This window comes from Acinetobacter sp. WCHAc010052 (genome assembly GCF_002165295.2).
Classification (GTDB): Bacteria; Pseudomonadota; Gammaproteobacteria; order Pseudomonadales; family Moraxellaceae; genus Acinetobacter; species Acinetobacter chinensis.
Genome location: NZ_CP032143.1, coordinates 2,540,332 through 2,554,815, shown reverse-complemented (window position 1 = coordinate 2,554,815; position 14,484 = coordinate 2,540,332). Strand labels below are relative to the sequence as shown.

At 41.5% G+C, this 14,484-nt stretch carries 10 protein-coding genes and 1 pseudogene; 3 read left to right on the top strand and 8 right to left on the bottom strand.

From position 1 onward, the window contains the following. Positions 1–209: 209 nt before the first annotated feature. Positions 210–362, top strand: a pseudogene (locus CDG61_RS12520) (endonuclease domain-containing protein); the annotation flags it as partial. 183 nt (positions 363–545) lie between these two features. Here the strand turns inward: CDG61_RS12520 and CDG61_RS12515 are convergent. From CDG61_RS12515 to metH, 3 genes are all read right to left on the bottom strand, one after another. After that, positions 546–986 carry a hypothetical protein gene (locus CDG61_RS12515; protein WP_087549404.1) on the bottom strand — a complete coding sequence of 147 codons (441 nt, stop codon included), beginning with the start codon at positions 984–986 and terminating at the stop codon, positions 546–548. Between the two features lies 1 nt (position 987). After that, on the bottom strand, positions 988–1,824 hold the full coding sequence (locus tag CDG61_RS12510; RefSeq protein ID WP_087549403.1) for a hypothetical protein: 837 nt from the start codon (positions 1,822–1,824) through the stop codon (positions 988–990). Between the two features lie 231 nt (positions 1,825–2,055). Further along, complete coding sequence (gene metH / locus CDG61_RS12505) at positions 2,056–5,745, bottom strand: methionine synthase (protein WP_087549402.1); 3,690 nt, start codon at positions 5,743–5,745, stop codon at positions 2,056–2,058. Between the two features lie 464 nt (positions 5,746–6,209). On the opposite strand from metH, the gene CDG61_RS12500 reads away from it, so the two are divergent. Beyond that, complete coding sequence (locus tag CDG61_RS12500; RefSeq protein WP_087549401.1) at positions 6,210–7,829, top strand: inorganic phosphate transporter; 1,620 nt, start codon at positions 6,210–6,212, stop codon at positions 7,827–7,829. Between the two features lie 164 nt (positions 7,830–7,993). Here CDG61_RS12500 and CDG61_RS12495 read toward each other — a convergent pair whose 3' ends face one another. The 5 genes from CDG61_RS12495 to CDG61_RS12480 all read right to left on the bottom strand — a co-directional run bounded on the left by CDG61_RS12495 (position 7,994) and on the right by CDG61_RS12480 (position 13,516). Beyond that, positions 7,994–9,544, bottom strand: coding sequence for a hypothetical protein (locus CDG61_RS12495; RefSeq protein WP_087549400.1), 1,551 nt, complete (start codon positions 9,542–9,544; stop codon positions 7,994–7,996). A 194-nt stretch (positions 9,545–9,738) separates the two neighbouring features. Continuing rightward, positions 9,739–9,906: a hypothetical protein gene (locus tag CDG61_RS17505; protein ID WP_087549399.1), complete on the bottom strand. Its 168-nt coding sequence runs from the start codon at positions 9,904–9,906 to the stop codon at positions 9,739–9,741. 111 nt (positions 9,907–10,017) lie between these two features. Then, positions 10,018–11,049 carry an SUMF1/EgtB/PvdO family nonheme iron enzyme gene (locus tag CDG61_RS12490; RefSeq protein ID WP_087549398.1) on the bottom strand — a complete coding sequence of 344 codons (1,032 nt, stop codon included), beginning with the start codon at positions 11,047–11,049 and terminating at the stop codon, positions 10,018–10,020. Further along, entirely contained in the window at positions 11,046–12,728 is a 1,683-nt protein-coding gene (locus CDG61_RS12485) for an arylsulfatase (RefSeq protein WP_087549397.1), read from the bottom strand. The genes CDG61_RS12490 and CDG61_RS12485 overlap by 4 nt, the downstream gene beginning before the upstream one ends. 170 nt (positions 12,729–12,898) lie before the next feature. Next, entirely contained in the window at positions 12,899–13,516 is a 618-nt protein-coding gene (locus CDG61_RS12480; protein ID WP_087549396.1) for a rhomboid family intramembrane serine protease, read from the bottom strand. 156 nt (positions 13,517–13,672) lie between these two features. On the opposite strand from CDG61_RS12480, the gene nfuA reads away from it, so the two are divergent. Further along, positions 13,673–14,311, top strand: a complete 639-nt coding sequence (nfuA, locus tag CDG61_RS12475) for a Fe-S biogenesis protein NfuA (RefSeq protein WP_087511932.1) — start codon at positions 13,673–13,675, stop codon at positions 14,309–14,311. Positions 14,312–14,484 lie beyond the last annotated feature (173 nt).

The following is a 14,484-nucleotide window of genomic DNA, read 5'->3' as shown; positions in this document are numbered from 1 at the left end:
ATCAGAACGAAGTTTGATTGAAAAGTAGATGAATAAGCACCTCTCCCTAGCCCTCACTTGCGCTGAGTTTTAAAGCAATGCTTTAAAACACGCTCAGGAGAGGGAATATCCATTATTAAATTTATGTTGATACTTAATTGGTAATGATCGCCCCCTCTCCCATTGGGATGAGAAGCATTGCTTCGCAAGGGGGTGAGGGGCATGCGTATTCAAAGCAAATTTTAGGTTTGCAGTTTTATAGGCAGAAACCTGTTTTAAATTTTATTGTGGACTTTTATTGTCCATCTGCAAATTTAGTCATCGAGTGTGATGGTAGTCAGCATTATACAGCGGAAGGTTTAGAGGCTGATTGGGTGAGAGAAGGGGGGGTACTGTGATTTGATAATAGGCAGATTAGATTATATTTTGAGAAGGTTTTTTAAATAAAATGTATATCTAATCCACTAAGTTGAAAATTTATTCTAATTGTTTATATTTAAAGGGGATTTTTGATTAAGATTGTAAGCTTAAGTGTTCTCTTTATAATTAAAGATAATTAATGGAAATTATTTTAGCGCAAAAGAAACTCTTTTAAGACGAATATTTAATCGTGCTTTTTCAGCAAAAGAAGTTTTTTCACTATAAATATAATCATTAAATTCATGAATTAGACTTAATAATTCAAGAATTATTTCTTGCTCATTTTTTATTGAAATCATTAAAGATTTCATTTTAAAAAAATACAGCGTGAAAAAACCAATACTTAAAAAAGTAATTGCACATAAAGTAACTAAGCTTAATATTCTCCAATATGTTTCTAAATTTTCGAATATAATTTTTGATTTTAAAATGACGAATGCTGTAGTCAATATTAATGCATAAGATATGACGGTAGCTAAAAATAATTTTAACTTATTCATGGATTGCGCATATCTTAAAGTATCGATTTTCTCAGATACTTTTTCAGCTAAATTTATTAAGTTATCTAATTCAGATTGATCTTGCATGTTATTTTTTATCCAAAAGTAATCCAATTTGATCGATAAATGCTTTCAGGTAATTTTTTGATAGCATAGTACTATTAATTTTTGAAGTAACCTCTAAATTATTCCATGAAAATGGTTCATTTAGGCTACAAACAGGAAGACAAATAATTTCAAGTTTATGTCTACCTATTTGGGAATAAAGTTTTTCAATACGATCTCTGAATTTACCATTACATTCAGGATCATAATATTTTCGAGCTTCACTTAGATGATCAAAATATAAATCAATTTTATTTACACCAATAATCAACCATTTAGGACCACGATTATTCAAAATAGAATTTTCTAAAAAATTGAGAAATAAATCAAATTCATCAAACTCTAAATCAAGATTCTTTTTCCTAATAGATTCGATATCTGTAAGTCCCTTTTGAATTAATTCATCTTTAAGGCCTTCATGTCTAATTTCAGTATAGCCAAAATCAGTTAGATAAATGATACCTTGTAAATTATTTTTTGTATTAAGCGCATCATCTACAGCTTTTCTCCGTTCTAAAGTATTTTGACCAGGTGCTATAGCAATTATTTTATACCACTCTCCGAGTTCAGCTGTTTTTAATTCTGTTGTCGTGCTGGTATCTGGTAATTGCCATTCTTTTGATGATGCCTCATCACTTATATGATCTAGAAGTACTGTTTTGCCGACACCGCCTCGACCTAATACTAATATATGAGGTGATACACTGAATTTAAGTTTTACACGGGTTTTTACTAAAAACTCATTAATTTTGTGTCTATATTTGTATACGTAGGTAGCAGGTTTAATAATAGATGGCGTAAAGTCTTCCCATGAACTCATGTTTTTCATAATTTTATAAATAAAGTTAAAGGTATTCTAAAATATATTTGAAATAATAGAAAGGGAGTAACCCTATGAAATAATATAAATAATTATATTTTTTCATTTAGAAATTCCTAACCTACGAAGTAGTGCTTTACAATTTTAAAAAAGGGAGGAGCTGTCACGTAATTCATTGGATACGCGCAGTTCCCCTCTTTTTCAAAGAGGGGGTAGGGGAGATTTAAAAACTCAACTAACCGAATCATCCAGATTAGGAGCTAACCAACGCTTCGCCTCATCCATTGTCCAACCCTTACGCTTCGCATAATCCTCAAGCTGATCCTGAGCAATTTTACCCACGTTAAAGTATTCAGACTGCGGGTTTGCATAATAGAAACCGCTGACAGATGACGGTGGCCACATCGCAAAACTTGTAGTGAGCTGTGTACCAATCTTATCGGTAGAACCTAACCAATCAAACAAAGACGCTTTTTCAGAATGCTCAGGACACGCAGGGTAACCAGGTGCAGGGCGGATACCGACATATTTCTCTTTAATCAATTCTTCATTGCTTAAACTTTCAGAAGCCTGGTTGCCCCAGAACTCTTTACGGATACGCTCATGCAAATGCTCCGCAAACGCTTCAGCAAAACGGTCACCTAAAGATTGCGCAAGAATCGCAGAATAGTCATCGCCTTTGGCTTTATATTCATGTGCCAATTCTTCCGCACCAAAGATCGACACGGTGAAACCACCTAACCAGTCTTCCGCCTGATCTTTCGTTGCGACAAAGTCAGCCAGTGACAAGTTTGGTTTACCAGTCACTTTGTCAGACTGCTGACGGATATGATGGAAGGTATGTGTTACCGATTGACCATCTTCTGTATAAACTTCAACAGAATCTGCCGCAGAACGGTTGGCAGGGTAGATACCAAACACAGCACGAGCATCAAAACGTTTATTTTCAATAATGTCTTTCAACATTTCCTGCGCTTGATTATATAAATCAGTTGCAGCTTCACCGACTACTTCATCCGTCAGGATTTTCGGGAATTTACCTGCCAGACTCCATGAAATGAAGAATGGTGTCCAGTCAAAATATTCCACTAAAGTTTCAAGCGGATAATTGGTCAGTGTTTGCATACCAATGAAGTTTGGTTTCACAGGCTTATTCGCTGCAAAGTCAATTTTCAGACCATTTTCAATGGATTCTGCATACGTCAGTTTGGCAGCTTTCGGTTGTTTGTTGGCAATACGTTCACGGACTTTTTCATATTCCGCACGGGTTTCTTCAACAAACTTCGGCTTCATTTCTTTTGATAATAAAGTCGTTGCCACACCCACAGCACGTGATGCATCGGCAACATAAATCACTGCATCATTTGAATATTGCGGATCAATTTTTACTGCTGTATGCGCTTTAGAGGTTGTTGCGCCACCAATTAACAATGGTACATGGAAACCTTTACGCTGCATTTCTTTAGCAACAAAAACCATTTCATCCAAAGATGGCGTAATCAAACCTGACAAGCCGATAATATCGACATTTTCATCAATCGCAGTCTGTAAAATTTTCTCAGCAGGTACCATCACACCAAGGTCAATGATGTCATAACCGTTACAGCCTAAAACCACGCCCACGATATTTTTACCAATATCATGTACGTCGCCTTTTACCGTAGCCATGAGGACTTTACCTTTAGACTGACCGCCAGACTTTTCAGCTTCAATAAATGGATTCAGCCAAGCCACAGCTTGTTTCATTACACGTGCAGATTTGACCACTTGTGGCAGGAACATTTTACCTGAACCGAACAGGTCACCGACCACGTTCATACCGTCCATCAATGGGCCTTCGATCACATCGAGAGGACGAGCTGATTTTAAACGAGCTTCTTCAGTGTCTTCATCAATAAAAGTTGTGATGCCTTTGACTAAAGCATGCTCAAGACGTTTTTCGACAGGAAGTTCACGCCATTCCAGATTTTCAACCTGTTTTTGCGCTGCACCCTGACCACGGTATTTTTCAGCAACTTCCAAAAGCTTTTCAGTTGCATCATGTTGGCTTTCACCTTGATTCTGATTCAGAATCACATCTTCAACCGTAGCTTTTAACTCAGGGTCAATATCATCGTAAATCGCCATTTGACCAGCATTCACGATCCCCATAGTCATGCCTTGTTTGATGGCATGATAAAGGAATACAGAGTGAATCGCTTCACGCACAGGCTCATTACCACGGAATGAGAACGATACGTTTGACACACCACCTGAAATCATCGCATGTGGTAAATTCTGTTTAATCCAACCAGTTGCTTCAATGAAATCAACTGCATAGTTGTTATGTTCTTCAATCCCTGTTGCCACAGCAAACACGTTTGGATCGAAAATAATATCTTCAGCAGGGAAGCCAACATCATTGACCAATACATCATAAGAACGCTTACAGATTTCACGCTTACGTGCTGCTGTATCTGCCTGACCTGTTTCATCAAATGCCATGACGATGATCGCTGCACCGTACTGACGGCATAAACGTGCTTTTTGTACAAACTCGTCATAACCTTCTTTGAGGGAAATTGAGTTCACTACAGGTTTACCCTGAACGCATTTCAAGCCTGCTTCAATGATTTCCCATTTTGATGAGTCAATCATGATCGGCACTTTAGAAATTTCAGGTTCAGACGCAACCAGATTGAGGAAATGCACCATCGCACCTTGCGAGTCGAGCATCCCTTCATCCATGTTAATGTCAATCACCTGTGCGCCTGCAACCACTTGTTGCAACGCCACATCTAAAGCTTCAGCAAAGTTTTCTTCACGGATTAAACGAAGGAATTTCTTCGAACCTGTGACGTTGGTACGTTCACCGACGTTCACAAATAATGAATCAGCAGTAATGTTAAACGGTTCTAAACCACTTAGACGACATGCAGGCTTGGTTTCAGGCACTTGGCGAGGTTTGATGTCTTTGACGGCATTGTAAATAGCACGGATATGATCAGGCGTGGTACCACAGCAGCCGCCTGTGATATTGATCAAACCACTTTCGGCAAATTCTTTTAAGAATGCTGCTGTTTCTTCAGGAGTTTCATCATAACCACCGAAAGCATTCGGTAAGCCTGCGTTTGGATGCGCTGAAACAAAAGTATCCGCAACATCGGAAATGGTTTTTACATGTGGACGCATGGCATCTGCACCTAAGGCACAGTTAAAACCTATCGACAATAAATCGCCGTGACGGACTGAGTTCCAGAATGCTTCCGCAGTTTGACCTGTGAGGGTACGACCCGATGCATCGGTAATCGTTCCTGAAATCATCAATGGCAATTCATAACCAAGCTGATTAAACACCTCTTTAACCGCAAAAATTGCTGCTTTACAGTTCAGGGTATCGAATACAGTTTCGATCAGGAGAATGTCCGCACCACCTTCGATCAAGGCATGTGCGGCTTCAATATAATTTTCTTTTAATTCATCAAAAGTAATGTTACGGAATGCAGGGTCATTTACATTTGGAGAAATCGAACAGGTACGTGATGTAGGACCTAAAACACCTGCAACAAAACGTGGTTTGTCAGGCGTTGAATATTTTTCACACGCTGCTTTGGCAATACGCGCTGCTTCAAAGTTGATCTCATGGACATATTCTTCCATGTGATAGTCCGACATTGAAACTTTTGTACCATTGAAAGAGTTGGTTTCAATGATGTCAGCACCCGCATCCAGGTACGCTTCATGAATACCTTGAATAATCTGCGGTTGAGTCAGAACCAGAAGGTCATTATTGCCTTTAAGATCCGATGCCCAGTCGGCAAAACGCTCACCACGATAGTCGGCTTCTTCTAATTTATGGCGTTGAATCATGGTACCCATCGCACCGTCAATAATCAGGATGCGTTTGGCGAGAAGCTCTTTTAATGTGGCAAGCGTGGACATAAATAACCCAATCCGATGGAATATAAAATCGGCAATATATTAGCAGAGTTCAGCATGATTTAATTCAAATTCAGTGATGCTCTGCCAAACTGGACATAATTTGCAGAAACTTTAGTCAGTTAGAGGAAAGATTGAATAAAATCATTAAACTGTATGAATATTCATCAATCTGTCACAAAGATGCTTCAGTATAGGTCTGCAATACATGGATGAATGTGATCTGATTTGTAATATGACAACTTTTATTACAGTTCCAGAAAGCCTGTGTAATACATATATTATATGAGTGGTTTTTAACTATCTATTTGATATTTATCTGATAAAAATAATTTTAAAGCGTAAAAGTGCCGTCTGGATGGAGTTTATTTGTATAAAAATTAACTTCAACAGGGGGCTTTTTGTCATATAATTGTCATAATTAAATTGAACAATAGCGGATATTCATATCCTCTTTAACCGTCTGCATGAATTCAAATACTCCTCCCGCTGAACATGAGGTACAACAGGTACCGCTGAAATCGACGAATGTGCACGTCCCAACGCCGAAATTTTTTGTTCCTGTGTTTTTGACGGTAATTATTGCAACACTGATTTATATCGGTTTTCAACTTTCAGCCGATCTGGCTCATGTTCCAGCTTTAAGTCTTTTTTCTGTGATTTTACTGGCTACAGCGTTACTTATTGCGCTTGGCTTTGAATTTGTAAATGGTTTTCATGATACGGCCAATGCTGTCGCAACCGTAATTTATACCAATGCCTTACCTGCACCTGTTGCGGTGATGTGGGCTGGTTTCTGTAATTTCCTTGGGGTCATGGTTGCCAGTGGTGCTGTTGCATACGGCATTATTGCGCTGCTTCCTGTTGAACTGATCATGAACGTCGGTTCAGGTGCAGGTTTTGCCATGGTTTTTGCCATGCTGATAGCGGCAATTCTCTGGAACCTGGGAACATGGTTCTTAGGTATTCCTGCTTCAAGTTCTCACACTTTAATCGGTTCGATTCTGGGTGTGGGGATCATGAACTATATTCTGCATTCCTCCAGTGGAGCGAGTGGCGTGGATATGGATCAGGTTCTCAAAGTTGGTAAAGCACTGCTGTTTTCACCTTTGATCGGTTTTGCATTTGCAGCTGTCGTGTTCCTGATCGTGAAAAAGATTTTCCGTAAACAGCTGGAGCTGTTCCAGCCACCAGAAGGCAACAAACCACCACCGCCACTGATCCGTGCCATCCTGATTTTTACCTGTACAGGTGTGAGTTTTGCACACGGTTCAAATGATGGTCAGAAAGGTATGGGCTTAATCATGCTGATTCTGATCGGTATCGTACCTTTGGCTTATTCTCTGAATAAGAGCCTGGATGAAAAACACATTCAGTCTTTTGAACAGTTGTCTGCTCAGACTGCAACGGCTATTTATGCAAATCATGCAGATATTCCTGATACGCAGGCGCGTGACACGATTACGAAGTTTATTCAGACCAAAGAGATGAATCCGCAGGTGATTCCATCCCTTGCAAGCCTGACAGATCATCTGGGCGAGCGTGTGTCGAAGTATGGCGATCTGAAAGATATTCCAGAAGCTGAAGTTTCTTCTTTACGTAATGACATGTACCTGAGTACAACAGCATTTAAACGTCTGGATAAGGCTGAACAGTTGCCGAAAATGTCTGAGACTCAGAAAAAAGTGGTGAAGGATTATCGTAAGAACCTTGATTCTTTCCTGCAGTACATTCCGAACTGGGTCAAAGTTGCGGTTGCACTGGCACTGGGTCTGGGTACGATGGTCGGCTGGAAGCGTATTGTCGTGACTGTTGGTGAGCGTATTGGTAAGCACCATATGACTTATGGTCAGGGTATGTCAGCGGAACTTGTTGCGATGACCACAATTGCTGCGGCAGATGGTTTTGGCTTGCCTGTATCGACAACGCATGTACTGAACTCTGCGGTTGCAGGTACTATGGTTGCCAATAAAACAGGTCTGAACTTTGCTACAGTTAAAACAATTTTATCTGCATGGATTTTCACATTACCTGCGACGATCTGTCTGTCAGGTGGTCTGTTCTGGTTATTCCTGCAGTTTGTATAATAAGTCGGGATTTCAGTTCAGAGCTGAAAGTTCCTCATAAAAAACGCTGCTCAGGCAGCGTTTTTTATTGGCAAAATAAAGGCAGTTATTACCGCACAATACACAGGCAGATCACTGTCATTTCAACAGCTGTAGTGATCTGCCTGTCTTATAAATGCCGAAATTTAAAACTTCAGTTTACTCATGACCTGTTTAATGGGCAGTTTATCGGCAGCAAACCCATAGATTGCTGCAAAAGGCAGGGCAGTTCTTGCCAGATAGGACACACGCCATAAACCGCCGTGGTTCGCACCTTCCATCATGAGCTGTAAGGGATGCTTCAACGGTGTTTCTGGATTGGCAACAGAAGCAGGGTTACGCAGGTCATGTATCCACAGCGCTGCCATAATCGCATTGGTGGTTGCAGGTTCAAATGCTTCAACATCAAACAGTTCAGCACCATTAAATGCAGCTTTCAGTAATGGATTTTTAGTGACTGAATGCGTAGTGGTGGACGGTGCGATGTTGATACTGACTTTCTGACCCTGATGACGGGCAAGGGTTGCTCTCCATTGCTGAATCCGTTTTGCCAGGGCGTAGTTCGGTCCCTGTTCGACAACCAGACAGTCAGCGATGCCATAAGATTCACCATTGTCAGATGGAATCAGCTGCTGTTGACCGCTTTTGAAAAAATGCTGTCCAGACAGGGTGGAAATACCTTTACTCAGAGCCTTTTCAAACGTGGAGCGCTGGGTGAATTTCTGTGCTGAGGCATCAATCACTTCGGCAGGAACAGCATAAACATCGGTTGGAGTACACATATACATCAGGCTGCTGTCCGGTTTCTGTTCGCTGACATAATGCATAATGCTGTCCATTGCCATGGAAACACGGACATGTTTTTCACCATCCAGATAAGCAATGGCAGCCAGGTTCAGCTGGTGAGGATTGTCTGCAAGCCAGTGGGCAATTTCAGGAATTTGTGTCAGTAAATTGGCACCGAGTTTCTGTTTCAGTTCATCAGGATCTGCTGAGTCTGATATTTTTTCCTGACTTGGTGCATATAAAGTGGCATTTCCCTTTAAAACAGTGGATAAAATTTTGTCCCATACACGACTGTCAGGTAGATCAATTGCAATGATATTGGCTTTCCAGCGGCTGAGCCAGGTTAAAGGACCTGCTTCAGATGCAGCACCAAACAGCACCATAGTCTGATCAGACAGATCAAACCATTCAGGGTGTGCATGAACAGCTCTCAGTGCTTCTGCATGACTGGACTCAATGATACCAGCATCCTGCCAGGTCTGTATCTGAGCCAGCAGGGCATCACCTTGCAGTTTCTGACCACGGTATGGAATGTACCATTCAGGTGCCTGATCACTCTGGCCTTTGACTTCTACAGTATGCAGCTTACTGATACCAGGCAGTTGCATGACATCTTTGAGCAGGTATTTCTGACCATCACGATAAAATTCAAAACTGTGCTGTGCTTTATGCAGTCCCTGTTTTGCAATCGTGATGGGATTACTGGTTGTTGCAATGCCCTGACTGACCAGTGCCTTAAAATAGCGAGGATACTGTTTACGCCAGTTTTTTTCTGAAAGTGCTTCCTGTGAAGTTTGATGGTCAACCAGTGACAGCGCTTCAGCAATGATGGATTTTCCTGTTTCAGAGGTGCTTGGTTTACCTGAGCCTGAATCGAGTGGAAATTGTAAACCGTCTAAAGATGTGGACATGCGAAAAATCCCAACAATTTTTAAATTAATATACAGATGTATACATTATCTATGCCAGATTCGGTTTTAGGTTGGCATTAGATACCAAAATTGAGAGGAAAATTCAGTGAGGCAGGGCAGTATCTGTTTTTAACAGCCTGAGTAGGATCATTGAAACAGCTTCAGTTTTAAGGACTGAAGCTGTGATGTCAAAATCAGCAGCGACCTTTTTTTGCTTGCCCTGGTGGACAGAAATCCCCTGTACCACGGTCATGATAATGACCGTCTGGGTCAACAACGACACTGCCGGCAGGGGTATGTACTGCACAGGCAGATAAAGTGATTGAGGCAAGGGTGCAGATGAGAAGCAGTATTTTTTTCATTGTATGAACTCACTTTTTATGAGGGTGTAAGGTCATTTTAATGAATCATACAGAACCTGATGTCGTATATTGGTGAATTTTATACAGATGAAAGTGAATGCTGCCTGATCTTTAAGGATGCCGTTCAATCGTTCTGAATCCCGTGTGTGTGGTTGCCAGATCAGTTTCCTGTGGATGTCGGCTGCTGTTTCTGTACCGGGCACAATAGTTGCTGGCACACAGAAAAGATCCGCCTTTAATGACATAAGGTACAGCCTGAATCTGCTGATGACGTAAATGACGGTAGTTCCCCATATGGTTGTCATCCTGTTCATGATGAGCACCTGTATAGGGTGAACTGGTCCATTCCCAGACATTGCCAATCATATCGTGCAGTTTGAAGGCATTGGCAGGATAACAGCCCACAGGTGCAATGCCCTGAAAATGATCCTGATTCAGATTTTCAAAAGGAAATTTGCCCTGCCAGTAATTGGCAACTGGTGCATGCTGATGATCCCGCGGTTCTTCATGCAGTGGAGTGTCTTTGGCTGAATGTGCTTTTGCAGCATATTCCCACTCTGTTTCAGTCGGCAGGTCGCGGTTCAACCAGGCAGCATAATGTGCAGCATCATTCTGTGTAACATAGCGCACAGGTTCAGCAGGGTGTGGAGCTTTTGTTTTTGCACCATTTGGCGTTTTCCAGGTATAGCCTGATTTTAACTGCCACCATTGTTGAGGATGTTTGATATCCGGTGTAAAAACAGCGGCTTCATTCTGTTTCTCGGCATCTGTAATATAATGAGTTGCATCCACAAAACTTCTGAACTGAGCGACGGTCACTTCGGTCTGATCCATCCAGTAACCCTGAACCTGATTCTTTTTTTCTCCCATGTTCTGTTCATCAGGATAGGCAAGTGCAGAGCCCAACTCAAAACTGCCCGCAGGAATCCACACCATGCCTGCATGTGGGTTCTTTAACCAGTCTGGTGGCAGCCCATTATACTGCTGACACTGTTCCAGATTGCCAAGTTTTAAAAGAACAGGCTGGGCTGATTCAGTCTGTGTCTTTGATGTCTCCTGGTGTTTGACAGTGTCCTGAGCTGCATTGTTACAGCCTGCAATAAGCAGACTGTAACCCATAGCTGAAAAATATTTCCGGATCATTGTTTATATTCCAGCACACCATTTTTGACGGTGTACTGACGATAAACTTCTGCCAGTTTCGCCACCTGTTCTGGATACTGGTCAGCCAGATTAATGGTCTCGCCTCGGTCATTTTTAAGATTGTAGAGTTCCCAGCTTCCTGTTCCCAGTTCTGTTTTACCCTGCAAAGCAATTTTCCATTCCCCCTGTTTGGCATATTTACTGCCATGCAGTTCATCTGCAAAAGTAAAATCGACAGGACGGATGGATGCAGATTTATTTTCCAGAACAGACTTCCACGAGTAACCACTCGGATTATTGATCTGACGACCTTTATATTGATCTTTAGGTACTGTAATCCCTGCATAATCCAGAACCGTTGGAAATACATCGAGGACTGAAGCAAAACCATGATGAATGGTTTCTGTTCTGGTCTGCCCAGGCAGTTTTACAATCGCAGGAGCAGTCGTTCCACCTTCACCCGCCGTGTTTTTCCACAGGTGAAAAGGTGCAGCACTGACTTCAGCCCAGCGTGGACCAATAAAGGTATAGGAATTTGCTGTACCCAGTCCGGTCAGTGAGTTGTCAGGTTGAGCACCTGCATTTGCACTGCCCGAAGAACCTTCAGCACCATTGTCTGAAACAAAAAAGATCAAGGTGTTTTCGTATTGCCCACTGGCTTTGAGGTACTGAATAATCCGTCCAATGTTATAGTCCAGATTTTCAACCATACCTGCGTAAACCTCCATATTACGGGCTTCACGGGCTTTCTGTTCCACACTTAATTCATGCCATTTTCCTGATTTTGCAGGTGCATTCTGAGTATCAACAGGATTTGCCGGAGTAAAATTTACAGGCAAAATGCCAAGCTGTTTCTGTTTTGCAATGCGGGCATTACGGATGGCGTCATAGCCTGCATCATAGACTCCCTTATATCTGTCACTGAATTCTTTGGGTGCCTGAATGGGCCAGTGCGGTGCAGTATAGGCAGCGTAAGCAAAGAACGGCTGTTTTGTATTTTTTCCACTCTCGAGGTATTGCAACAGTTTATCGGTATAGTAATTGGTTGAAAAATAATCATCCGGTAGGTCTGCAACAGCAACTGTCTGACCATCTTCTGTATAGGTTGCATTACGGTTATAACCTACGGGTGCCTGTTTATAATGCAGGTCAAAGCCTTGCAGCAATGTAAATGAACGATCAAAACCTTTGACATGCGCATTGGTTTCAGGAGTTAACCCCAGATGCCATTTGCCACTGATATAGGTACGATAGCCCTGATCATGCAGGACTTCTGCCAGTGACAGTGAACGTTCATTCAGATAGCCCTCATAACCAGGCTGACCTTTCAGATGAGACGGTGTCACTTCAGCCATCGCACCAATACCTGCCTGATGATGATCTGTACCCGATATTAACTGTGAGCGTGTCGGAGAGCAGGTTGGAGCAGTATGATAGTCCGTCAGAAGACGACCATTGCTGGCAAGTGCATCCAGGTTAGGGGTATGTATTTCACCACCAAAAGCCCCAATGTCAGAATAGCCTAAGTCATCAGCCATAATGAACAGCACATTGGGCTTACTTTTTTCAGCGGGAACACTGTTCTGAGCAGTATCGTTATGATCACTGTCATTACAGCCTGTCAGAATCAGACCTGAAAAAATTAATGAAAGTGAAGTGATGAGTAATTTCTTATGCATAAATATGATCATTATCCGTGATTTAAAGCGATGTTAAATCATGGAAAATGAAGCTGAAAATAAAAAAAACAGCATTAAAAAACAGATTTAATGCTGATGAATTTTCATGCTGAAGATATCTTAAATCATGCAATAGTCAGTGTGTGGCAGAGCATTCTGCTTCTGACTTTTTAAAAAGGTAACTGACTCAGCTGGTTGAGGAAATGTGGAATCATGCGTGGCTCCAGAATGATTGTCACGATCACACCGTAGGCTGCTCCCCATAAGTGAGCACTGTGGTTAATATTGGTGTTGCCGCGTTTGCCTGACCAGATACTGTAAGCGACATATAGAAAAGCAAAAATAATGGCAGGGACTGGAATGAAAAACACAAAAATCAGTTTCCACGGCTGAAACAGAATGTAAGCAAACAGTACAGCAGATACAGCACCTGAAGCACCCAGGCTCGCCCAGTGAGAATTGTTTTTATTTTTCAGATAGCTCGGTAATATGGCAACAATCAGTCCGCCCAGATAAAACAGGACAAAACCCATGTTGAATGCATACTGTTTATAAAAGTTTTCTATCACACTGCCAAAAAAGAACAGGGTAATCATATTGAACAGGAGATGTGTTCCGTCTGCATGAATGAAACCATGCGTAATAAAACGATCATACTGACCACGCTGCATGGCTGGAGGCCAGAAGATCAGTCTGTTCATCAGCTTCTGATTCTGAAAAGCAATCAGGGAAATAATGACCGTAATAATGATCAGTGTAACAGTATGATTAAACGGTAAATTCAGCATAAATGAATAATGTTCTTCAGTTGATCAGATAAATAATGCCATTAAATTTATCATAAGGTTTAACTTTAATAATAAATCCGACAATTTTAGTTGATTTTTTTTTATTACCCCGCATCTTCAGTTAGAATAAAGGCTTCAGCTTGAGGAAATATTGTTATGTCGACTGAGAACATCAGTACTGCGGTTGCAGAAGAAATTCCGAATTTATTGATTACACCGAACGCTCAGGAATATCTGAAGGATCTGCTGGAAAAGCAGAATACGCCAGGTATTGCAGTCCGTATATTCGTTGAAAATGCTGGAACTCCGCGTGCTGAATGTTGTATGGCATACAGTGCACCAGAAGAAGTTGTTCCTACAGATTACAAACAGGAATATCCAGATTTTGCAGCACACATTGATGCGCCATCCATTCCATATCTGCTGGATGCGGTTATTGACTATAACAAAGACCGTTTTGGTGGTCAGCTGACTTTCCGTGCGCCGAACTCAAAAGTTCCACGTGTAGGTCCTGATGCATCCATTGAAGAACGTATCACTTATGTTTTACAGTCTGAAATTAACCCGGGTCTGGCAGGGCATGGCGGTAACTGTGCGCTGGTTGAAGTGCTTGAAGATGAAGAGCATGGTCTGACTGCAGTTCTTAAATTCGGCGGTGGCTGTCAGGGCTGTTCAGCTATTGATGTCACTCTGAAACAGGGTGTTGAAACCACACTCAAACAGCATGTTCCAGAACTTTCCCGTGTTGTGGATCAGACTGACCACTCACAGGCTGATGGTGCATATTTTAAATAATGCTGAATTCAGCTGTACTGTTTTAAACCTCCTTCGGGAGGTTTTTTTATGGTCATGAGCTGGAGTGCTGTAACTTGTACTGTGAGCATGCCTGCACTTCGTTTACTGATTAAAACAAAAGACGAGACCTGAATAAGTAAAAAACGGTGAAAATTAAATTTAACCTTAGATTC

What these genes read in the sequence shown, in the direction of transcription:
- CDG61_RS12515 (WP_087549404.1), bottom strand. Translation starts at nt 986, where the DNA reads ATGCAAGATCAATCTGAATTAGATAACTTAATAAATTTAGCTGAAAAA.
- CDG61_RS12510 (WP_087549403.1), bottom strand. Translation starts at nt 1,824, where the DNA reads ATGAGTTCATGGGAAGACTTTACGCCATCTATTATTAAACCTGCTACC.
- metH (WP_087549402.1), bottom strand. Translation starts at nt 5,745, where the DNA reads ATGTCCACGCTTGCCACATTAAAAGAGCTTCTCGCCAAACGCATCCTG.
- CDG61_RS12500 (WP_087549401.1), top strand. Translation starts at nt 6,210, where the DNA reads ATGAATTCAAATACTCCTCCCGCTGAACATGAGGTACAACAGGTACCG.
- CDG61_RS12495 (WP_087549400.1), bottom strand. Translation starts at nt 9,544, where the DNA reads ATGTCCACATCTTTAGACGGTTTACAATTTCCACTCGATTCAGGCTCA.
- CDG61_RS17505 (WP_087549399.1), bottom strand. Translation starts at nt 9,906, where the DNA reads ATGAAAAAAATACTGCTTCTCATCTGCACCCTTGCCTCAATCACTTTA.
- CDG61_RS12490 (WP_087549398.1), bottom strand. Translation starts at nt 11,049, where the DNA reads ATGATCCGGAAATATTTTTCAGCTATGGGTTACAGTCTGCTTATTGCA.
- CDG61_RS12485 (WP_087549397.1), bottom strand. Translation starts at nt 12,728, where the DNA reads ATGCATAAGAAATTACTCATCACTTCACTTTCATTAATTTTTTCAGGT.
- CDG61_RS12480 (WP_087549396.1), bottom strand. Translation starts at nt 13,516, where the DNA reads ATGCTGAATTTACCGTTTAATCATACTGTTACACTGATCATTATTACG.
- nfuA (WP_087511932.1), top strand. Translation starts at nt 13,673, where the DNA reads ATGTCGACTGAGAACATCAGTACTGCGGTTGCAGAAGAAATTCCGAAT.